This window comes from Neorhizobium vignae (assembly GCF_000732195.1).
GTDB lineage: Bacteria > Pseudomonadota > Alphaproteobacteria > Rhizobiales > Rhizobiaceae > Neorhizobium > Neorhizobium vignae.
The window spans coordinates 48231-69534 of sequence record NZ_JNNU01000028.1; the positions used below are offsets into that span (position 1 = coordinate 48231).

Below are 21304 nucleotides of genomic sequence, written 5' to 3' on the forward strand. Positions count from 1 at the left end.
TAAGCGCCTGGAAGCAAGGCCGGACGTATTGCTGGTGCAGTGATCAAAAAACCTGCCGGCACGACCATGATGGACGCTCGACATAAATCCCCGGCCGCCGGGGAAACCCCGCCCCTGCCTCAACGCTCGGCTTCGCAACCGCTGACGTTCGGCGGCACTGTCGGGCTTTTCACGCCATCGTCCGCGGGAATCGCGCCGTCCGGCGTGGCGGTGCTGTTTGCCAGCCCCTGGGGACTGGAGGAAATGTGCACGCGCAAGTTCTGGCGCATCATTTCGGAAAGGCTTGCCGATCGCGGCATCGCCAGCCTGCGGTTCGATTATCCCGGTACCGGCGATGCGCTTGACGACCTCGATTTCGAGGGCGGGCTTTCCGTCTGGTCCGACAGCCTCGTTTCCGCGGCCACGCATCTCAAGGCGCTTTCCGGTTGCGAGCGGATCGTCCTCGTTTCCCAAGGCCTGGGGGCGGTCGTCGCGACCAAAGCCGCCGACAGGCTCGAAGATCTGGCCGGCATTGCCTATATGGCTCCGGTCGTTTCCGGTCGCCTGCATATTCGCGAGCTTGCGGTCTGGTCCAGGGTGGTGGATGAAAATCTGGGCCTTGCCGACGGGCAGCGCGACAAGGCCGGCGTGTCCATCGCCTCGCACACCATGCCCGGCCAGATCGCCGACGAGGTTCGCAAGGTCAATCTGCTGATGATCGATCGGCAGGCCGCGCCACGCGTTCTGGTCGTCGGGCGGGCCGACCGGCCGGCCGACACGCAATTCGCCGCGCGGCTCCGGGCGCTCGGGTCGGATGTGACCGAGCAGGCTTTCGAAGGTTACGACCAGCTGGTCTCCAATCCCGCGATTGCGAGACTGCCGCTCCCGGTGGCGGACAAGCTGGCGGACTGGATCGTTGCGTTACCCGGTGAGGCACCCTCCGCGGCACACCGCACGCCGGTGCAGGCGGAGCCGCTCGTCGGTGACGGTTTCACGGAAATCCCGGTTCGTTTCGGCCTCGACGATCGGCTGTTCGGGGTCCTCTGCGAGCCGATTCACGGCCGTGCGGGCGCCACGGTGCTTTTCCTGACATCGGCCTACGACAGGCATGCCGGCTGGGGGCGCTCGACGGTGGCGCTGGCCCGGTCGCTCGCCCGCTCCGGCATTCCTTCGCTGCGTTTCGATACCGCCAATGCAGGAGATAGCCCGCCGGTGCCGGGCCGGCCGGAGCAGGTTCTCTATCATTCCACCCAAATTGCCGATGTATCGGAGGCGATCGACTTTCTTCAAAGCCGCCGCCTGACGCCGGTCGTTACCGCAGGCCGCTGCAGCGGTGCCTATCTCGGCTTTCAGGCTTCGGTCGCCGAACCCCGCATCGCCGGCAATGTATCCGTCAATCCCGCCGTGTTTCGCTGGTCGCCTGGCCGGTCGGTGGAGGATGCGATCGTCAACGGCACGCGCAGCCTGCAGGACTATCGCAGGCGGGCCCTGCGAGCCGAAACGTTCAAGCGCATCATCCGAGGTGAGGTCGATACCATTGTCGCGGCCCGCAATATCGCGAAGGGGCTCGGCAACCGAGCTAAGCACAAGATCCTGCATGCCTTTCGTGGTTTCCTGCCGGAGGGCCGGGCGATCTACGGCGCTTTCCGCACCCTCCACCAGCGCGGCACCTCCGTTTCGCTGATCTATAGCGAAAATGATCTCGGCCTCGAACAATACGACTTCTATTTCGGCCATGACGGGTCCGGATTGAGCCGGTTCCCCAATGTATCGGCGGAGATCATTCCGGATGCCGACCACAATCTGACGCCGGAGCATGCCCGCGCTGCCTATCTCAAGGCTCTCAGGCAAATGGCTTTCCGTTTTCCGCTGGAAGAGCTCGCCTATTCAAAAACGCAGGATGCGGTCGCTGCCGAGTGAACGGATCGTGCCGCCGGGTCTGCCGGCGGCGTCCGGGAGTGCGGCAAGGCGGATGCGCCTGATTGCCCCCGGCGCCAGGTGAAAGCCATTGTCCGAGGGACGATAGCCGGCGCATTCGATGCTGACCGATTGCGCAAAGATGTCCGTCGAAAGCTCCAGCCAGAACGCTCCGTCGCCCTCTGCGACCGAAACCGCAATCTCGGCATCGTGGAAAGCGCGGGCGCGTCCGAGCGGGAAATGGAAAGCCTCTGCGACAATCTCCCCCGTTTGCGCATGTTTCAGCCGCGCAACCGTCACGTCGTGAGAGGGTGGGCCGAAACGGTAGGCGTAGTTGGTGTCGAAGAAGGCGCCGAACAGATCGGTCGAGGCGATGCTTTCGCTGCTGCGAGAAGCAAGCGTCAGGTCTCGGCGGCCGGATACGACGGGCATCCTGCCGTCCCGCAGGCAGGCGAGTTCGAGAACCACCGGCAGGTCGGCGGGCGTTTCATTGAGAAGGTGGATATCGAGCCCGTTGGTGCCCTCGTCGGCAAATATGGCCTGGACCGGCCGGAAGGCCCGCTTCAGCGCGAACCAGGCAGGTTTCGGCGTGCGGTCGACGCCGACCACGCCCCAGCCGGGACCGTGCATGACATCCTGGAAGGTAAAGGCCAGCGCGCCGTTGCAGGTCGATCCGGGCCGGCGCCATTCGGCGAAAGCGGTTTCCATCACCTCTCCGGTCACCGCCCGGGAGAGGGCGAGATACCGTTCTGGCTGCTGCGCCCGCAGCATCTGCGGATCGGCATCGTAAAGCGTGCCGAGGTAATGATCGCGAACGTCCTCGAAATCCCAGTCCACGCCGGCATCACGGGGGATTCCGGACTTGCCGCCGGCCAGCGTTTCCGAGTCGGAGAGGTTTGAGAAAGCCAGGCATTCGGCTGCAAAGCGGATATTCGCCCGCCGCGCATCCTCGAGCGGCCGCTTGTAGGCGCCGACACCGTAATAATGGGCGACGCCGGCATTCGGGTAGAAAGGCAAGGCGCCGCCGGAAGGCGAGTTCGCCACATAAGGCAGGTCCGGCCGGCAATCGGCTGCCAAGGCAGGAAGGATCTCCTCGCAGAGCAGACCTTTCCAGATCCGTTCCGGCAGGCCCAGCATGGCGCCTTGCTGATAGATTTCGCTGCCGCCGCAAAGGACCGCAAGCGACGGCGAGGCCTGCGTCGCCGCCAGGAACTGCCCGACTTCCGTTTTCACGTGAATCACGAAATCCGGATCGCCGGCAGGATAGTCGAAATTGGCGAACATCAGGTCCTGCCAGACCAGCAGGCCGAGTTCGTCGCACAGCGCAAAGAATTCCGGGCTTTCATAGGTGACGATGCCCGGAATGCGGATCATGTTCATGCCCGCGTCTTTCGCGAGCCTGAGCCAGGGCTCATAGCCGGCGCGATCGCCCGGCAGGTTGACGATATCGGCGGAGGTCCAGACGGCGCCGCGGCAGAATATCTTCTCGCCGTTGACGATGACGGCGAAATCGTTGTCGTCCGTGCCGCGATCGATCTCCAGGCTGCGGAAGCCGGTCCGGGCGAGCGGGAATTCTTCGCCGTCGATCTGGAGTATCACGTCGTAAAGCGCCGGGGCGCCATGGGTATGCGGCCACCAGGGTTCTATACCCGGCAGGTGAAGCTCGGCGGAATATCGGCCGCCGTCATTTGTAAAATGTGTCTCCCTGCCATTGCAGACGAGTCGGAGATCGTGGGACGATCCGTCAAAGGCAAGGCTGACCTTGAGAAGGCCTGCTCCGCTTTTATCAAGCTCGGCGGAGACGGCGAGCTCCCTCTTCTCCCCAGCGGGGAGAGGGTGTCCCGCAGGGCCGGACGAGGGGGCCGAAGCCAAGCGGTTATCGGCGATGCGCAGCACCGAAACCGGCCGCCAGGGGCCCACCGCATGAACCTCCGGACACCACCCCGGCATGAAGCCAAGTGCGGTCGTGCGGATCAGGCGGAGACCCTGGCGGTTCATCAGCCGAGGACGCCAGCGGGCACGAGGTCCGGTCTTTTCCAGATGCGGTTTCAAGGCTCGAAAGCAGATCGACAGTGTTTCGCTGCCCGTCAGTTCCACCGCGACATCGTGGCTTTCGAACATGCTTGTCGAGGACAGGATCAGCGTCTCGCCGAGAAACACATCGGCGACAGTCGCAAGCCCGGCAAACCGCAGGATCGCCGGCCCGGGCGCTTCACCGGCAAGCCGGCAGCGATACCAGGCATCCTTGTCGATCAGCGGCTCGGGTTTGTTACGGTCGAAGCGGCCGGCGGCTTCCAGGGCCGCGGCGACCGTGCCGGGCACCATGGCCGGGAGACATTCCAGATCCGGAGGAAGATCGGACGGCAGAGAGCAGGCGCCCGGCTCCGTCAACGCCAAGGACCAGCCATCGGTAAGAAGGCTGGTCTTTGATCCGATCGGGATAAGAAGGCTCACGCGGCCTCGCGGGCGTGGCTCAGCGTTGATGCCAGGTCCCCCATCAGCAGGTCCCATGCGTCGGCGGCCGGATCGAGCGCTGTTGCGAGCGGCTCGAACTTCTTGCGGGTAATGGCGCGGGCAAGCTGGAACTGGGTGGATTTCGCCACTTCCGAAATCCTCAGTGCCTGCTGTTCAGGCTGAGCGAACGCCTTGTGGTTCAGCCAGGCGAGATGGCTCGCCAGCAGCTCGAAATTGGCGCCAATCTGCCGCAGCGTGTTGAACGCATATTTGTGAAAGAAGCCGAAGTCCCTCTCGGCGATCCGCTCCACCTGCGCCGGGAAGACTTTCCCGAACGCACGGATCGGATTGTCCTCCGGCCGCCGCGGAAAATGATGCCTGAGCAGCTTCCAGGCGGTTTCCCGAATTTCCCTCGCGTCCGGATAGGCGGCGGGGAACTTGGCGAATTCGGTATAGGGCAGGAAGGGCAGCGCCTCGGGTCCGGCGTTCAACTGGAACAGGCCATCGAAATCTTCGCTGGAAAGGGTGAAGAAGCCGCCATTGTGGAAATAGTCGAGCTCGCGGCGTTCGAGGTCCAGCCGGTTGATCGCGACCGTCGTCTTGCCGTGTTCCTGGCGATAGGCGACGCCGCGCGTATCAGGCAGATAGAAGCTGTCGAGTTCGAGCAGCGTCAGCCGGCCGCGGCGGATCTGCTCCGCAACATGCCATTCCGGCCGGTCGAAGATCGCCAGTTCCGTCACGCGGATGCCGAACAGGGTTTCGAGGTCTTCGAGCGGCACCTTGAAGAAGGTGAACTGGTCGCCCTCGAAATCCTGGGTCAGGGTGAAACCGAGCATGGCTTCCGGCGGCAGGCCTTGTGCCGAAAGCACCTCGATCCACAGATCGACGTAACAATTCGTCTCCGGCCACATGCGCTCGGCCGAATGCAGCGCATGCGTCCTGTAGTTGGCCGGATCGAGCGCCGGAAATACCGCCGTCATTGGATCAGCCCCAGAGCGTGGCGCGGACGGAGCCCGGCCACTCGTTTACGTCCAGACCGTGGGTGTGGAAAAGCGCAAGCGCGATGCGTTCGAGGCCGAAACCGACGCAGGCCGTGTGAGCAACGCTGCCATCTTCCAGGTTGAGGCCCCATTTCAGGCCGAAACTGTCCTGATGATAGTTGAAGCTCATGCAGGCGGTGGGCTTGGCGACGGAGGTGATCGGGATCAGGAGCTCGAACTTCAGGTTCTGGTCGCGCTGGTTGTTGACCAGCATCTTGCCGGCGCGGCCGAAGAACGGGTCGTTGGCGATGTCGATCGTCACATCGAGGCCGACCGACTTCATCATCTCGACGCCGCGATCCATCCACAGCTGGCGGAAATCGGTGACGTGGCTCTCGGTGCCCATGCAGACATATTCGCGCATGCGGAACAGCTGCTGGCGGGCCGGATCCTTGGAGGGCTCGTGGCGGAAGCAGTAGCTCTGCAGGTCGAAGAGACCGCCGCCGGCGGGCAGGTTGCCGCGGCGCGCAACGGTCGGGTAGAGCGGATAGCAGGCGGCCGGCGTCAGCACGATGTCGGTCGCTTCCTGGCCCTTGGTCCAGTCCTCCTCGCCGACCTCCATGCATTTCAGGAGGCTCATGTGGTCAAGTTCGTTGCCGCAGAACGAGTGGACCGTCCCGGCAAGCTGCGGAAAGCTCTTCATGTAGCCACTGGTCTCGAAAAAGGCACGGTTCATGCCGGGCGGGAAACGCATGGCCTCTGCACCGTCGGCGCCTCCGACCTTGTCGATCAGGCGTTCGAAGGCGGCGATGACGTCTTCGAACTGGCCGCTGCGGCCATACAGTCCGTCGACGCCCGTCTCGATCAGCAGGCCCGCATCGAACAGTCGGTCGAGAAAGGAAACTTGCATATCCATGGCTTTACCTCATTCTTTTCAATGGTTTACATATGAAATGATCGGGGCGTCAGCCGAGCAGGCTGGTGTCCGGTTTCTGGACGAGCAGCATGGTCGACGTATTGCCGAGGATGCGGTCGTTGGAAATCATCAACTGGGCGGAATGCGCGTCGCGCAGATGCCGGCCGAGGCTGTAGGGCGTGCCGTTCTTGTAGCCCATGATGCCGCAGATGATCATCGCCTGGTTGATGATGGTCAGGATCGTTTCGGAGGAAGCGAGCTTGACGTTGTTCATGGCGATCGAAAACGCCATGGACGACAACTGGTCGTGATCGGCCTTGGCATCCGCGTAGATCCTGAGGCCGGAGAGGATGCCGGCCTTGAGGAGCTGCAGCAGGTTCGAGGCTTCGGCGAGCCTCAGCGCGCCGGGCGGCTGGGTGCCACCCGCCTTGCGGGCAGCGGCGCGCACGAAGGCCTGGGCGCGCAATACCGCATCGGCCGCGATCCCGTACCACATCGCGCTCCAGAGGAGATGCGAGGTGGCGAGCATCGATTGCGCCGCGATCTCGGCGAACGGCTTCGGAAAGATCTGCATGGACGGCGCTTCACCCCTGAAGAGGAAACCGTCCGAGCAGGTGCCGCGCATGCCGAGCGTATCCCAGTCGACGGTCTTCTGCAGGGTATACTGGCCTTGCTTGAAGACGGTCATGACCTGGTCGGTCGGTGCGGCCTTCTCGTTGGAGCGCGAGGTGACCATGATCGCATCGGCGTGGGCGCCGTAGGAAATCACCGTCGCGTCCTTCGTCAGGCGGCAGGTATCGCCATCGACCTCGATGGCGCAGATGGAGTTGCGCATATTGCCGCCGATGCCGCCCTCGGTCGTCGCGGAAGCGACGAGAAGCTGGCGGCCGGCAAGCTCGCGCATGAAGTCCCTATGCCATTCGCTGTCGCCACCGTGCTCGACGAGGCTCGAAACCTTGATCTGGTGCATGGCGAAAACCATGGCGCTCGCGGCGCAGGCCTGTCCCAGGATGGAGCAGACCTCGGCGATCTCCGCGATCGAAGCGCCCTCGCCGCCGAACGCGGTGGGGATCTGGATGCCGATCAGGCGCTCGGCCTTCATGGCATCGACCGCCTCGCGCGGGAAGCGGCCGTCATGGTCGACGCGGTCGGCAAATTCGGCCGCTACGGTTGCCACGCGCTGAGCGCGGGCGCTCAGGCTCATGTCGGCGGCAAAGGCGGGGAGGCTCATCTCAAGCGGCCTCGCGCGCTTTCAGGATATGCGAAACCGTCTGCTCGACCGCGGCTATGCTGGCGAAGGACTTGCGGTTCAAGAGGCTGTCCGGAAACTCGATGTCGAAGGCCTCTTCCAGGCCGAGCATCAGTTGTACGGATGCAAAGGAGGAAAGGCCGGCCGCATAAAGATCGGCGCCGTCTTCCAGCTCGGTCACGGCGACCGGAAGGCCGCCTACCCGCGTGAGCAATTCGCGAATGGTCTCGTTCATCTCGACGTCTCCGGATCGTTCGAATTCTGCGTTCATGGCTGGCGACTTTACTACGCAGGAAAGCCTAAGATTCCGGCAATAAACGTCGTGAAGTTAGGGCTGCGGGATTCCGTAAAATCCGATCAATCGCCACCGGCATGGCCCGGCTTGACATCAACGGCCCACGGGCTTCTGATGGTGCCATTCACCAGGGGGGTCCCGGCAAGGGGCTGAGATACTGCTGGTCGGACCGGCTTTGGCCGGCCGAGGCGCAGTGACCCGTTGAACCTGATCCAGTTCATACTGGCGTAGGGACGGTGCGGGCGCTGCGGCAGCGAGGACGGGAAACCGTCCTTCGGATTCCGAGGTGTTTTTCCATCATTCCAACACTGGAACTGGGTCTCCAAACGTCAAACCTTGGAGCCTCGAGCCATGAATATCGCAACCACCAAGCTCACCCCGGTCGTCACCACCGGTCCGCTTCCCGCCTCGACGAAAGTCCTGAAAGCTGGAACGGTCCATCCGGACATCCGGGTGCCGATGCGTCAGATCGCATTGCATCCGACCTCCGGCGAACCGCCGGTCACCGTCTACGATTCCTCCGGTCCCTACACGGTGGAAGGTGCCGCAATCAGCATCGACGCCGGCCTGCCGCGCCTGCGTGAAAACTGGATTGCCGCCCGCGGCGATGTCGAGGCCTATGAGGGCCGCATCGTCAGGCCGGAGGACAACGGCTTCGTGTCCGGCAGCCACCTCACGCCGGAATTCCCGGTCCGCAACCAGCCCTTCAAGGCGAAAGCGGGCAGGGCCGTCACCCAGCTCGCCTATGCTCGGGCCGGCATCATCACGCCGGAGATGGAGTTCGTCGCCATCCGCGAGAATCTCGGCCGGCAGGCGGCCAGCGAGCCGCTCCTCCGCGACGGCGAAAGTTTCGGCGCCCATGTGCCGGACTTCGTGACGCCCGAGTTCGTTCGACGCGAAGTCGCCGAAGGCCGGGCCATCATTCCCGCCAATATCAACCATCCCGAATCCGAACCGATGATCATCGGCCGGAACTTCCTGGTGAAGATCAACGCCAATATCGGCAATTCGGCCGTCACCTCGTCGATGGCCGAGGAGGTCGAGAAGATGGTCTGGGCGATCCGCTGGGGCGCCGATACGGTCATGGACCTGTCGACCGGCCGCAACATCCACAATATCCGCGACTGGATCATCCGCAATTCGCCGGTGCCGATCGGCACGGTGCCGCTCTACCAGGCGCTCGAAAAGGTGAACGGCATTGCCGAGGACCTGACCTGGGAGGTTTATCGCGATACGCTGATCGAACAGGCCGAGCAGGGCGTCGACTATTTCACCATCCATGCCGGCGTGCGGCTTTCCTATATCCCGCTCACCGTCAATCGCGTCACCGGCATCGTTTCCCGCGGCGGCTCGATCATGGCCAAGTGGTGCCTGCACCACCACAGGGAGAGTTTTCTCTACGAGCATTTCGAGGAGATCTGCGATATCTGCCGCACTTACGACGTCTCCTTCTCGCTCGGTGACGGTCTGCGCCCGGGTTCGATCGCGGACGCCAACGACGCGGCGCAGTTCGCGGAGCTGGACACGCTCGGCGAGCTGACGAAAATCGCCTGGGCGAAGGATTGCCAGGTGATGATCGAAGGCCCCGGCCATGTGCCGATGCACAAGATCAAGGCCAACATGGACAAGCAGCTCGCGGTCTGCGGCGAGGCTCCGTTTTATACCCTCGGGCCGCTGACCACCGATATCGCGCCGGGCTACGACCACATCACGTCGGGCATAGGCGCTGCCATGATCGGCTGGTTCGGCACCGCCATGCTCTGCTACGTGACGCCCAAGGAGCATCTCGGCCTGCCGGACCGCAACGACGTCAAGGTGGGGGTCATCACCTACAAGATCGCGGCGCATGCCGCCGATCTCGCCAAGGGCCATCCGGCGGCGCAGGTTCGCGACGACGCGCTGTCGCGCGCCCGCTTCGAGTTCCGTTGGGAGGACCAGTTCAACCTCTCGCTCGATCCGGAAACGGCGCGTTCCTTCCATGATGAGACCTTGCCGAAGGAGGCGCACAAGGTGGCGCATTTCTGCTCCATGTGCGGCCCGAAGTTCTGCTCGATGCGGATTTCGCATGACATCCGCGCCGAGGCGCAGAAGGAGGGGCTGGAAGCCATGGCTGCGAAATATCGCGACGGCGGTGACCTCTATATGCCGGTCGAGAAGGGGTGAGTTGATCCTGCGCCCGTCGATGACGAGGCAAGTTCATTCGTCGTGAGGGGATACGCTCGGGCGGGGAAGAGGAAGTCCAGCGAGGCAATTCAAAGCCTTGCCAGAAAAATACCGCCCTCTTTTTCCTCGCCCTTTGAACCCATGCCTACAATTGCCCCGCTTCCGTCGCCGGAGTGTTTCGCGAGACGTTCGCGGGCAGGCGGGGGCCGGCGCCCTGATTGGACCTGTAACGTGCAGGAAAGGTCAGGGAGGTGAAAGCCATGGAGGGGTGCGCTGAAAGGCGAGCCTTCCTATCAAGCCTCCCCCTGGCCACCGGGCCGGGTTCGGTTGAGCCGTGCAAGTGGCAGGATCTCCCGAAAGGAGATCGCGAACGAAGCCACGCAGCGAGGCGAGGTGATCACCTGTAGGGGCCGGAAGCCCTGACAAGACGCCGAAGGCCACGCGAATGCGGAGCCACCTAACTAAATCTATTGAGGTTCCGCATTCGTGTGGGCTCTCCAGTTCCACGCCAAGCCACGGGCGCACTTCGCCGCGTGAACAAGAACCCGTGTCATTTCGGAGGATATACGTGCTCGCCGCCGCGGAAATCGCTGACGGAATAACATCCGCCTTCGCCGCGCAGGGCGCTTTCGCCGATCGCGGCCTTGCCGTGGCCGCCGGGGATATCCAGGACATAGGTGGGCTGGCAAAGGCCGGAAATGTTGCCCCGAAGCGCCGAAACGATCTTCTGGCCCTCGGCGATGTCCAGCCGGAAGTGGCTCGTACCCGGGGCAAGGTCGGGATGGTGCAGGTAATAGGGCTTGACCCGGGTCTCGACAAAAGCCTTCATCAGGTCGCCAAGCACCGCCGGATCGTCGTTGACACCGCGCAAGAGCACCGTCTGGCTCACCATCGGCAAGCCGGCATCGATCAGGCGGGCGCAGGCGGCGCGGGCGGCCTCGGTCATTTCGCTGGGATGGTTGGCGTGCAGCGCGATGTAGACCACCTTGCAGCTTTCCTTCAGTGCCGCGATCATTGCCGTGTCGATGCGGTCCGGCTCGACGACGGGCACCCGCGTGTGGAAGCGGACGATCTTTACATGGGGGATCTCGGCAAGGCCGCGCATGATGGCAGCAAGCCGCCTCGGAGACAGGACCAGCGGATCGCCGCCGGTGAGGATCACTTCCCAAATCTCCGAATGCTCGCGGATATAGGCGAGCGCCGCCGACAGTTCCTCGGGCGCCAGCGTTCCGTCGCCTTGTGGCCCGACCATCTCGCGGCGGAAGCAGAAGCGGCAATAGACCGGGCAGATATGCACGGCCTTCAGCAGCACCCGGTCCGGATAGCGGTGAACGATGCCCTTGACCGGGCTATGCGCCTGATCGCCGATCGGGTCGGCGCGCTCCTCCGGCGTCGTCAGCAGCTCGGCCGGATCGGGAACGAATTGCCGGGCGATCGGATCCTGCCGGTCTGCGCGGTCGATGAGCGAAACAACGGTCGGCGTCAGGGCGATGGCATAACGATCCGCCACCGCGCGAATGGAGGCAAGTTTTTCGGGTTCGATCAGTCCGGCGGATACCAGATCATCGGCGGTCTTCAGTGAACGCGGTGCGGTCATCCAAACACCTCCGCAACCGGCGCCCACATGACCTGCTCGATGCGGGTCGCACCCGTTGCCAGCATGGCGAGCCGGTCGAAGCCAAGTGCGGCGCCGCTTGCGTCGGGCATGATCGAAAGCGCGTCGAGAAAGTCTTCGTCGAGCGGATAACGTTCACCGTAGATGCGCGCCTTTTCAGACATTTCGTGTTCGAAACGGCGGCGTTGCTCGCCGGCGTCGGTCAGTTCGCCGAAGGCGTTGGCGAGCTCGACGCCGCAGGCATAAAGCTCGAAACGTTCAGCCACGCGCGGATCACGGGAGGACGGCCGGGCCAGCGCTGCCTCGGAAACGGGATATTCGTGGAGGATCGTCGCGCGGTCCTGGCCGAGATGCGGCTCGATCTTCTCGACCAGGACCCTGCTGAAGAGGTCTGCCCAGGTGTCGTCTTCGGCAAAGCGAATCTCGGCTTTTTTCAGGCCGGCCGCCAGAAGGTCCCGGTCGGTATCGCCGTTGGGGGTGACGGAGGCGAGTAGGTCGATGCCGGCGAACCGGTCGAAGGCTTCAGCCAGCGTCAGGCGTTCCGGTTCGGCGAAAGGATCGACTTCCATCCCGCGGAAGGCAAAGCGCCCGGTCCTGGTGGTATCGGCGGCCAGCGCCAGCATCTCGGCGCAATCGGCCATCAGCTGTTCGTAGCTTTCGCCGACGCGGTACCATTCCAGCATGGTGAATTCCGGATGGTGCAGCGGTCCGCGTTCCCGGTTGCGGTAGACATGCGCGAAGGTGAAGATACGCTTCTCGCCGGCGGCCATCAGCTTCTTGGCGGCAAATTCTGGCGACGTGTGCAGATAGAGCGGCGCCCTGCCGCCATCGATGGCGATCGCTTCGGTTGCGAAGGCATGCAGATGTGTCTCGTTGCCCGGGGAAACCTGGAGCGTCGCCGTATCGACCTCGATGAAATCGCGCTCGAAGAAGAACCGGCGCAACGCCGTCTGGACCGCGTTGCGGCCCATCAGGAACGGCCGGCGGTCGGCATGGTTCGCCGGCATCCACCAGGGCGAGCGGGATATGGCAGGTCGCGACGAGCTCATTTGCGGCTTTCTTCGCCGGTTCTCCCCGGCAAGGCTTCCACTTTGCGCGGTTTTAGAGTAGTTCCGGCCGGAAAACAGACGATCCGTCCTTCGGGACGGTTATCGCCCGGTCCTCTACGATGCATTTTCGGCAGTTACAAGCCGGTTCGCTACACAAGGAATCCTATGGTCAAGGTCATCGCCTCTTCCGTCCGCAAGGGCAACGTCATCGATGTGGACGGCAAGCTTTATGTCGTTCTCACCGCCGAGAACTTCCATCCCGGCAAGGGCACGCCTGTCACGCAGGTCAATATGCGCCGCATCGTCGACGGCGTGAAGGTGTCCGAGCGCTGGCGGACGACCGAGCAGGTCGAGCGTGCCTTCGTCGAGGACGTCAACCACCAGTTCCTCTATGAAGACGGCGAAGGCTTCCACTTCATGAACCCGGAAAACTACGACCAGGTCGTGGTGGACGCGGATACGATGGGCGACCAGAAGGCCTATCTTCAGGAAGGCATGACCTGCGTTCTCTCCATGCACGAAGGCATTGCTCTGGCTCTTCAGCTGCCGCGCCATGTGACGCTCGAGATCGTCGAGACCGAACCGGTCGTCAAGGGCCAGACGGCTTCCTCGTCCTACAAGCCGGCCATGCTGTCGAATGGCATCCGCACCGCGGTTCCGCCGCATATCGATGCCGGCACCCGCGTCGTGATCGCCACCGAAGACAATTCCTACGTCGAGCGCGCCAAGAACTGATCGTCCCCCACCTTTCCGGGCGTGATAAAAAAACCTCCGAAGCGCTGGCTCCGGAGGTTTTTTGTTGTCGGTTATGTTTAGGCGGAGCCTACTTCTTGATGACCACGGACGCGACCCTTGTATCGGTCTTGCCGAAGGCGTAGCCGCCGCCGATCGCCACATTGAGCGAAACGTAGTCCTGTGCCATCTGACGCACGGCGGCAGCGAGGTTCGACTGAGCGGTCGAGACCTGACGCTGGGCGTCGAGAACGTCGAGCAGCGAGGAAGCGCCGTCACGATAGCTGGCGGTGCCGAGCTGCAGGGCTTCTTCGTAGGACTTCACAGTTGCCTGAAGTGCGGAAACCGTGCGGCTGTCGCGGGAAACTGCAGCCAGCGCATTTTCCACTTCCTCGACCGCGTTCAAAACCGTCTGCTTCCAGGCAAGATACTCTCCGCGGGCGCTGGATTCGGCGATCTTGACGTTGCCGCGCAGACGGCCGCCGTCGAAGATCGGCAGGCTCAGCTGCGGACCGAAGGACCAGGTCAGGGCCCGGGTATCGAGGCCGCCGGCAATGGCGTTGTATCTCGGAGAAATGGAGCCGCCGAGCGTAATGGCCGGATAGAGCTGGGCCTCGGCGACGCCGATCTGGGCGACTGCCGATGCGAGTTCCCGTTCCGCGGCTCGGATGTCCGGACGGTTGCGGATCAGGTCTGCCGGGACGCCGGCCTTGGTGCTGAAGCGGGCGACCGGCTGGCGGGCGCCTTTCTGCAGTTCAGGAACGAGCGTCGATGCCGGCATGGCGAGAAGCGTGGCGACACGGTGGGCCGCACCCCGGAAACTCGTTTCCAGGCCCGGAATTTCCGCGATCGTCGAATTGACCAGGCCTTCCGACTGAACGACATCGAGGCGCGAGGCCGCGCCGGCATCCAGCTGGAGCTTGGTGAGGTTCAGCGTTTCGCGCCGCGAATCGAGGTTCCGGCGGGCAATCGCGATACGCTCCTGATAGTAGCGCACGTCGATATAGGCGGCGACAACCTGAGACAGGAACGAGAGACGTGCAACGTCTTCGCTGGCATAGGCGGCGTCGAGGCTTGCGAGCGCACTTTCCTTGGAGCGCCTGTAGAGGCCGAAAAGATCGAGGAACCAGGACGCATCGGCAGTGCCCGCCGTCGTGGTCGTCCGCGAGAACGAACCGGGTTCGGTACGAATGCCGGTGGTCGTGCTGGCAGCCGAGAGATCCAGCGACGGGAGAGCGCCCGCGCCGGCGACGGTAACGTTGGCCTGGGCAGAAGTGATCCGTTCCAGAGCCTGGAGGATATCGAGGTTCTGGCCGATCCCCTGATTTACATAGCCGTTCAGACGGCTGTCATTAAATGCGGTCCACCAGGCAACCTGCGAAACATCGCCGTTGCTGGTCTTGCCGGCTTCGGCAAATTTACCCGGAAGAGCAATTTCCGGCGCCTTGTGATCTGGACCAACGACGCAGCCCGAAAGCAGCAGCATAGTGAGAGGAGCGACAACACGAATGGATAACATTTTTCTGTCCCAGTGCCCTACAACGCGTGGAAGGTCAGCACTCATGCCTCTTCCGATTGTCCCGTCAGCAGCGATTCGCACAGCTTCTGACGGCATTAAAGGTCGAATACGTTAACGAACGTAATCGACATCCTACTCTTTTTCACGCTTTGATAACCGTCTAACGACAACAAAGAAGGACGGAACGAAGAAAATTCCGAGAAGTGTTGCAGAAAGCATACCACCCAGCACGCCGATGCCGATGGCATTCTGGGCGGCAGATCCGGCCCCGGTCGCGATCGCCAGCGGCACGACGCCGAGGATGAAGGCGAGCGATGTCATGACGATCGGCCTCAGGCGCAGGCGTGCGGCCTCAAGGGTCGCCTCGATCAGGCTCTTCCCGCCGACCTGACGATCCTTGGCGAATTCGACGATCAGAATGGCGTTCTTGGCCGCCAGGCCGATCGTCGTCAGAAGCCCGACCTTGAAGTAGACGTCGTTCGACTGGCCGAAGAAATACGCGGCGGAAAGCGCACCGAGCACGCCGATCGGCACGGCCAATATGACCGAGAACGGGATCGACCAGCTTTCATAAAGCGCCGCAAGGCAGAGGAAGACGATCAGGACCGACAGCGCATAAAGCATGGGCGCCTGGGAGCCGGACAGCCGTTCCTGATAGGAAATACCTTGCCAGGCAACCGAATAGCCGCCAGGCAGTGCGGTCGTCAGCCTCTGCATCTCGTCCATGGCCTGGCCGGTGCTGACGCCGGGACCGGCCGCGCCGTCGAAAGGAATGGCGCTGGTGCCGTTGAAGCGCGCAAGCTGCGGGGTGCCGTTGATCCACTGTACGGTGCTGAAGGAGGAGAAGGGAACCATCTCGCCGGCGTTGTTGCGGGCGAACCAGTGTTTCAGGTCGTCCGGCTGCATTCGATAGGGCGCGTCGCCCTGGACATAGACCGGCTTCAGCTCGTTGTTGAGGGTGAAGTCGTTGACGTCGCGTCCGGCGAAGATGGTCGCCAACATCGAGTTGACCGAAGCGAGGTCGACGCCCATCGCGCCCAGCTTTTCCTGGTCGAGCAGGATCTTGAGCTGGGTTTCGGACCGCTGGGTGCTGCTGCGCAGCGAACTGATGTTCGGATTGCCGGTACCGGCCTGAATGAGCTGCTGCGATGCCGTGGTCAGCGCCGCATTGCCGTTATTGCCGCTGTCGACCAGATACATGGAGAAACCGCTCGACGTGCCAAGCCCCTGGATGGCCGGCGGCAGAAGCGCGAAGACCTGCGCGTCGCGGATGCTGAAGAAATAGCCGCTCGCCCGCTGGACGATAGCTGCGGCGGACTGCTCCGGCCTGGTTCGCTCGGCGAAATCCTTGAGCTTGGTGAAGACGATCGCGTTGTTCTGGCCGCTTCCGCTGAAGCTGAAGCCGAGGACGCCGAATACAGCATCCACATTGTCCTTTTCCTTTTCGAGGAAATAGGCCTCGACCTTCTTGACCGCTTCGTCGGTGCGCGGCGTGGTGGCGCCGACGGGCGTCTGGATGATGGTCAGCAGAACGCCCTGGTCTTCCTGCGGAAGGAAGGAATTCGGCAGCCTGGTGAAAAGCCAGGCGCAGCCGCCGATCACCAGCAGGAACACCAGCATCACACGGAACGGGCGCTTCAGGAGATACCCTATGGTGCTGACATATCCGCGCGTGGACCGGTCGAAACCACGATTGAACAGGGCGCCGATGCCGCGACCTTTCTTGTGATGGTCGATCGGCTTCAGCATGGTGGCGCAAAGCGCCGGCGTCAGCACGATGGCGACCAGCGCCGAAAGCAGCATGGCCGATACGATGGTGATCGAGAACTGGCGATAGATGATGCCGGTCGAGCCGCCGAAAAAGGCCATCGGGATGAACACGGCCGTCAGGACCAGCGCAATGCCGATGATGGCGCCGGTGATCTCGCCCATGGACTTTTCGGTCGCTTCGAGCGGACCTAAGCCCTCTTCGTCCATGATTCGCTCGACATTCTCGACGACGACGATGGCATCGTCGACGAGAAGGCCGATCGCCAGAACCATGGCGAACATCGTCAGGGTGTTGATCGAATATCCGGTTATCGCCAGGACCCCGAACGTGCCGAGCAGGACGACGGGCACCGCAATCATCGGGATCAGCGTTGCCCGCAGATTTTGCAGGAAGACGAGCAGGACGACGAAAACGAGAATGATCGCTTCGATGAGCGTGTGGACGACCTTTTCGATCGAAAGCTGCACGAAGGGCGTCGTGTCGTAGGGATAGGTGATCTCCACGCCGTCCGGAAGATGGGGTCCGATGGCGGTCAGCGCCTCCCTGACGCGTGCGGCGGTATCGAGAGCGTTGGCGCCGGTCGCGAGGTTCACGGCGAAACCCGTGGACGGCAGGCCGTTCTGGCGGGAGCCGCCGCCATAACTCTCTTCGCCGATCTCGACGCGGGCGACATCGCTGAGCCGCACCGTCGCGCCGTCCTGTTCGACCTTGAGGATGATCCGCTCGAAATCGTCGACCGTCGTCAGCTGGCTTTGCGCGGTCATGGTGACCGTAAGCTGCTGCTCCTGCCTGGCCGGAAGACCGCCCAGGGCGCCGACCGAAACCTGGGTGTTCTGGGACTGGATCGCCGATGTCACATCGGCGGGCGTCAGCTGGTATTTCTGCAGCTTGTAGGGATCGAGCCAGACCCGCATTGCGTAACCGGACCCGAAGATGTCGATGCTGCCGACGCCTTCCAGGCGCTTGACCTGATCCTCGATCTGCGTGGAAAACAGGTCGCCGAGATCGACGGAGCTTCGCTTCTTGTCGGTCGAAACCAGGGCGCCGACCATCAGGATGCTCGAGGTCGAACGGGCGACCTCGAGGCCCGCCTGCTGTACGACGTCGGGCAGCTGCGACTGCACGAGCTGCAGCTTGTTCTGCACCTGCACCTGGGCAATGTCCGGAAGCACGCTGTTGCCGAAGGTCAGCGTGACGGTGGCGCGGCCGGTCGAGGAGGACGACGTCATATAGGTAAGGTCGTCAAGGCCGGTCATGCCGTCCTCGATGACCGTCGTCACCGATTTCTCGACGGTTTCCGCGCTTGCACCATTGTAGCTTGCCGTAATCCTGACGGTGGTCGGCGCGATGTCGGGATATTGCGAGATCGAGAGCGTCGCGATGGCGAGCGCACCGCCGAGCATGATGACGATCGCGATGACCCAGGCGAATACCGGTCGCCGGATAAAGAACTTGGCCATTCAGATTATTCCTTGCCGCGTTTCGTCATGATCGTTTCCGCCCGGGGCCTCACGGCTTTGCAGCGGCTGGTTTCGGCGCCTCGGCGACGAAACCCTTGTCGTCGACCGTCGCCTCGACCGGCTGGACCGTGGCGCCATCGGCGATCCACTGGAAGCCGTCGACGATCAGGCGATCGCCGTCGGCAACACCCTGCGTGACAAGCCAGCTGTTGCCCGAGACGCTGCTGGTCGGGAAGATGCGGCTCTCTACCTTGCCGTCCGCCGTCACGAACTTGGCGGAAAGCTCGCCGCGGGCATTGCGCGTCGCGGCGCGCTGCGGGATCAGGTAACCGCTCTCGTTGCCGAGGGTGACCGTGGCGCGCACATAGGTGCCCGGCAGGATCATGTCGTTGGGGTTATCGAACAGCGCGCGGATCTGATAGGTGCCGGTGGTTTCGCTGACGGCCATGTCGGCCATGTCGAGCTTGCCGGTCAGGGGATAGTCCGTCCCGTCTTCCAGAGCCAGGCGGATATCCGCCTTGCGCGGATCGCCGCTCAGGCGGCCGGATGCCATGGCCGAGCGCAGCTCAAGAAGATTGGTGCTGGAATCGATGAGGTCGATATAGACCGGATCGAGGCGGCGGAGCGTCGTCAGCGCCGTCGTCTGGTTGGCGGTGACGATATTGCCGATGCTGACATTGGAGATCGACGTGACGCCGTCGAAGGGCGCCCGGATTTCGGTCAGGTCGAGATTGATCTGGGCGGCGTTGAGCGCGGCATTGGCCTGAGCCACATCCGCCTGCGCCTGAAGAAGGGTCACCCGCGCATTTTCATATTCGATCTGCGTCGCACCGCTGTTGACCAGCCGCTCATAGCGGGAAAGGTTCGCCTGGGCACTCGGGATGCTGGCTTCCGCCTTCGAGACGGTCGCCTTCGCCTGGGCGACCTCGGCCGCATAGGTGCTGTCCTCGATCTTGTAGAGAAGGTCTCCGGCCTTGACCTCATTGCCCTGCTTGAAGGCGATCTCCTTGATCTCCCCGGTGACGCGCGGGCGGATGTCGGCGATCTGGAAGGGTGCCGCCCGGCCCGGCAGCACGGCCGTGATCGGCTGCTCGGACTTCTTCATGATCACCACGCTGACCGGCTGCGGCGGGCGCTGCGGCGCGCCGCCTGCCGCGGCGTTGCCGGCCGGCTTCTGGCCCGAATCGCTGCAGGCAGCAAGTGCTGCGGAAAGAAGCAGGGAAAGTATCAGTTTGCGTCCGGTCATGGCGTCATCCAAGGCAAAACATCTGGGCGATCACCTCGGCAGGCAGATGTGCCGGGGCGGAAGGCGGGGAGAGTAACCCGTCCTAGGCGGCCGGAACAGTGGGGGTCGAAAAGGCAGGTTCAACCAGCGTTCCAGGCTCGCGAAAGTGACGTAAATATAAAACCGTCACTTGGCAAGCGGATTTTGCAGCGCAGCATTCACAAGCCTGGCAAGGCCATTGCAGCGGTCATGCAATTCCGCCTCGCCGGCCTTGGCCAGAAGGACCGGATGCAGCACGCTCGCAAAGGCGGCCGCCACATGCTGGCTGATCGCCTGCGGGTCGGTACATTTGTAGGCGCCGCTTTCCACGCCCTGCCGTATCAGATCGGTGAACAGGTTCTCGATCAGCCGCTTGTAATGCTGGCCGCTGGGGAGATCCGCCTCCGACATCAGGAAGATCATCTCGAACAGGAAGGGATTGTCGCGGAGGTCCTGGAGATGTGCTTCCATCAGCTTGCGGACGACGATCGCCAGCCGCTCCGGCGCCGGGGCCGGCTCGTCGAGCGTCTCGAACCGGCCGATCATGCGGCTGATATGCCGGTCGCAGATGGCATCCGCCAACGATGCCTTGGAATGGAAATGCTTGAAGATATTGGCGGGCGACATATGCAGCGCATGGGCGACGTCGGCGATCGAACACTTGGCAATCCCCCGTTCACGGAAGAGTATCTCTGCCGTGTTGAGGATATCGCCCCGGGTTTCTTCCGCCTTGCGTCTCGGTCTGCGCACTCTGTCCTCTTTACAATGCCGGATCGGTTTTCCGGCCAATTTGTTCAACGCGTGCTGAAATAGGGCGCCAAATTGCTGCGGATACGGTCGAGCACGGTCGCACCGCTGGTATCTGGCACGAAAGTCTCGCCGGTGATCGTCTCGTAAGCCGTGCGGTAGACCTTGGCGGTCTCCTCGACGAGTTCGGCGGGGATCGCCGGGATCTCATCCTTATAAGGGTCGCAACGCTCGACCACCCAGGCGCGGATGAAATCCTTGTCGAAACTCTTCGGCCGCGTGCCGTTGCGGAAGGCCTCGTCGTAGCTGTCGGCGATCCAATAGCGGCTGCTGTCCGGCGTGTGGATCTCGTCGGCGAGAATGATGGTGCCGTCGGCATCCGTGCCGAATTCGTATTTGGTGTCGACGAGGATCAGGCCGCGTTGTGCCGCCAGTTGCTGGCCGCGCGCAAAAAGCGCGAGCGCATAACGGGAGAGGGTCTCCCACTGTTCGGCGGACAGAAGTCCCTGCTCGACGATCTCGCCCGGCGTCAGGGGCTCGTCGTGACCGCCGTCGAAGGCCTTGCTGGTGGGCGTGATCACCGGCGCTGGCAGGATTTCGTTGTCCTTGAGGCCGTCCGGAAGATCGAGCCCGTACATGGTCCGCTCTCCCTTCTTATAGAGGGTGAGCAGCGACGTGCCCGTCGTGCCGGCAAGATAACCGCGCACGACGATCTCGACGGGCAGGATATCGAGCCGCTTGCCGATCACCACATTCGGATCCGGGTAGGCGATCACATGGTTGGGGCAGATGTCCTTCGTCGCCTCGAACCAGTAGCGCGCGGTCTGGGTCAGGACATGCCCCTTGTCGGGGATCGCGGTGAGGATGCGGTCGAAAGCGCTGAGGCGATCGGTTGCGATGATGATGCGGCTGCCGTCCGGCAGATCGTAGTTCTCGCGCACCTTGCCGCGATAGGGGTTCGGCAATTCGGGAATGAAGGCATCGGAGAGAACGCGCACGGGGACCACTTTCCAGAGAGTTTCGGGGGCATTGTGGTATCGCATGTTTTGCCGCGGCGGCACAAGAATGGAAGGAATGACGGTTTCCACCGGGGAACCGGTTCCACGGTCGATGAAGAGCCCCTTAAGGAGAGCGGTTAACGAATATTAACGCCCCAGGATTCCAGAAATTCGGAAATTATCGTTTATAATCAGT

General features: G+C 62.9%; 15 protein-coding genes and 1 riboswitch. Of the genes, 3 read left to right on the forward strand and 12 right to left on the reverse strand.

The window, feature by feature from the left end:
- Positions 1-39 precede the first annotated feature (39 nt).
- On the forward strand, positions 40-1899 hold the full coding sequence (locus GQ59_RS27780) for an alpha/beta hydrolase (protein WP_244448081.1): 1860 nt from the start codon (positions 40-42) through the stop codon (positions 1897-1899).
- On the opposite strand, the gene GQ59_RS27785 is transcribed toward GQ59_RS27780, so the two are convergent.
- The 5 genes from GQ59_RS27785 to GQ59_RS27805 are packed head-to-tail and all read right to left on the reverse strand — an operon-like array spanning position 1867 to position 7730.
- Positions 1867-4407: a glycoside hydrolase family 2 protein gene (locus GQ59_RS27785; RefSeq protein ID WP_432762615.1), complete on the reverse strand. Its 2541-nt coding sequence runs from the start codon at positions 4405-4407 to the stop codon at positions 1867-1869. The genes GQ59_RS27780 and GQ59_RS27785 overlap by 33 nt on opposite strands.
- Entirely contained in the window at positions 4347-5330 is a 984-nt protein-coding gene (locus GQ59_RS27790; protein ID WP_037087571.1) for a DUF1839 family protein, read from the reverse strand. Before GQ59_RS27790 ends, GQ59_RS27785 begins: the two co-directional genes overlap by 61 nt.
- A 4-nt stretch (positions 5331-5334) precedes the next feature.
- Entirely contained in the window at positions 5335-6246 is a 912-nt protein-coding gene (locus GQ59_RS27795; protein ID WP_037087572.1) for an amino acid--[acyl-carrier-protein] ligase, read from the reverse strand.
- A 49-nt stretch (positions 6247-6295) separates the two neighbouring features.
- Entirely contained in the window at positions 6296-7477 is a 1182-nt protein-coding gene (locus tag GQ59_RS27800; RefSeq protein WP_037087573.1) for an acyl-CoA dehydrogenase family protein, read from the reverse strand.
- A gap of 1 nt (position 7478) precedes the next feature.
- The gene (locus tag GQ59_RS27805; RefSeq protein WP_037087609.1) at positions 7479-7730 is read right to left on the reverse strand and encodes an acyl carrier protein; all 252 of its coding nucleotides are present in this window, start codon (positions 7728-7730) and stop codon (positions 7479-7481) included.
- A gap of 179 nt (positions 7731-7909) precedes the next feature.
- A riboswitch (TPP riboswitch) is annotated at positions 7910-8042 on the forward strand.
- A 99-nt stretch (positions 8043-8141) separates the two neighbouring features.
- Here GQ59_RS27805 and thiC point away from each other — a divergent pair.
- Positions 8142-9953 carry a phosphomethylpyrimidine synthase ThiC gene (gene thiC / locus GQ59_RS27810; RefSeq protein WP_037087574.1) on the forward strand — a complete coding sequence of 604 codons (1812 nt, stop codon included), beginning with the start codon at positions 8142-8144 and terminating at the stop codon, positions 9951-9953.
- 550 nt (positions 9954-10503) lie between these two features.
- Here thiC and GQ59_RS27815 read toward each other — a convergent pair.
- On the reverse strand, positions 10504-11550 hold the full coding sequence (locus tag GQ59_RS27815; RefSeq protein ID WP_037087576.1) for a lysine-2,3-aminomutase-like protein: 1047 nt from the start codon (positions 11548-11550) through the stop codon (positions 10504-10506).
- Complete coding sequence (epmA, locus tag GQ59_RS27820; protein WP_037087577.1) at positions 11547-12617, reverse strand: EF-P lysine aminoacylase EpmA; 1071 nt, start codon at positions 12615-12617, stop codon at positions 11547-11549. The genes GQ59_RS27815 and epmA overlap by 4 nt, the downstream gene beginning before the upstream one ends.
- A 165-nt stretch (positions 12618-12782) precedes the next feature.
- Here epmA and efp point away from each other — a divergent pair, with 165 nt between their 5' ends.
- Positions 12783-13352, forward strand: a complete 570-nt coding sequence (efp, locus tag GQ59_RS27825; protein WP_037087579.1) for an elongation factor P — start codon at positions 12783-12785, stop codon at positions 13350-13352.
- Positions 13353-13440: 88 nt separating this feature from the next.
- Here efp and GQ59_RS27830 read toward each other — a convergent pair whose 3' ends face one another.
- The 5 genes from GQ59_RS27830 to GQ59_RS27850 form a co-directional block, all read right to left on the reverse strand.
- Positions 13441-14868: an efflux transporter outer membrane subunit gene (locus GQ59_RS27830; RefSeq protein WP_037087581.1), complete on the reverse strand. Its 1428-nt coding sequence runs from the start codon at positions 14866-14868 to the stop codon at positions 13441-13443.
- 132 nt (positions 14869-15000) lie between these two features.
- The gene (locus GQ59_RS27835) at positions 15001-18099 is read right to left on the reverse strand and encodes an efflux RND transporter permease subunit (RefSeq protein ID WP_037087583.1); all 3099 of its coding nucleotides are present in this window, start codon (positions 18097-18099) and stop codon (positions 15001-15003) included.
- 49 nt (positions 18100-18148) lie between these two features.
- A complete protein-coding gene (locus GQ59_RS27840; RefSeq protein ID WP_037087585.1) occupies positions 18149-19345 on the reverse strand; it encodes an efflux RND transporter periplasmic adaptor subunit in 1197 nt (398 codons plus the stop codon).
- Positions 19346-19510: 165 nt separating this feature from the next.
- Positions 19511-20113 (reverse strand): TetR family transcriptional regulator, encoded by a 603-nt coding sequence (locus tag GQ59_RS27845; protein ID WP_037087586.1) that lies wholly within the window; start codon positions 20111-20113, stop codon positions 19511-19513.
- A gap of 44 nt (positions 20114-20157) precedes the next feature.
- A complete protein-coding gene (locus tag GQ59_RS27850) occupies positions 20158-21108 on the reverse strand; it encodes a phosphoribosylaminoimidazolesuccinocarboxamide synthase (protein ID WP_037087588.1) in 951 nt (316 codons plus the stop codon).
- Positions 21109-21304 lie beyond the last annotated feature (196 nt).

Coding starts and splice junctions, on each gene's coding strand:
- GQ59_RS27785 (WP_432762615.1), bottom strand. CDS start 4,407: ATGGGACCTGCTGATGGGGGACCTGGCATCAACGCTGAGCCACGCCCG.
- GQ59_RS27790 (WP_037087571.1), bottom strand. CDS start 5,330: ATGACGGCGGTATTTCCGGCGCTCGATCCGGCCAACTACAGGACGCAT.
- GQ59_RS27795 (WP_037087572.1), bottom strand. CDS start 6,246: ATGGATATGCAAGTTTCCTTTCTCGACCGACTGTTCGATGCGGGCCTG.
- GQ59_RS27800 (WP_037087573.1), bottom strand. CDS start 7,477: ATGAGCCTCCCCGCCTTTGCCGCCGACATGAGCCTGAGCGCCCGCGCT.
- GQ59_RS27805 (WP_037087609.1), bottom strand. CDS start 7,730: ATGAACGAGACCATTCGCGAATTGCTCACGCGGGTAGGCGGCCTTCCG.
- thiC (WP_037087574.1), top strand. CDS start 8,142: ATGAATATCGCAACCACCAAGCTCACCCCGGTCGTCACCACCGGTCCG.
- GQ59_RS27815 (WP_037087576.1), bottom strand. CDS start 11,550: ATGACCGCACCGCGTTCACTGAAGACCGCCGATGATCTGGTATCCGCC.
- epmA (WP_037087577.1), bottom strand. CDS start 12,617: ATGAGCTCGTCGCGACCTGCCATATCCCGCTCGCCCTGGTGGATGCCG.
- efp (WP_037087579.1), top strand. CDS start 12,783: ATGGTCAAGGTCATCGCCTCTTCCGTCCGCAAGGGCAACGTCATCGAT.
- GQ59_RS27830 (WP_037087581.1), bottom strand. CDS start 14,868: ATGTTATCCATTCGTGTTGTCGCTCCTCTCACTATGCTGCTGCTTTCG.
- GQ59_RS27835 (WP_037087583.1), bottom strand. CDS start 18,099: ATGGCCAAGTTCTTTATCCGGCGACCGGTATTCGCCTGGGTCATCGCG.
- GQ59_RS27840 (WP_037087585.1), bottom strand. CDS start 19,345: ATGACCGGACGCAAACTGATACTTTCCCTGCTTCTTTCCGCAGCACTT.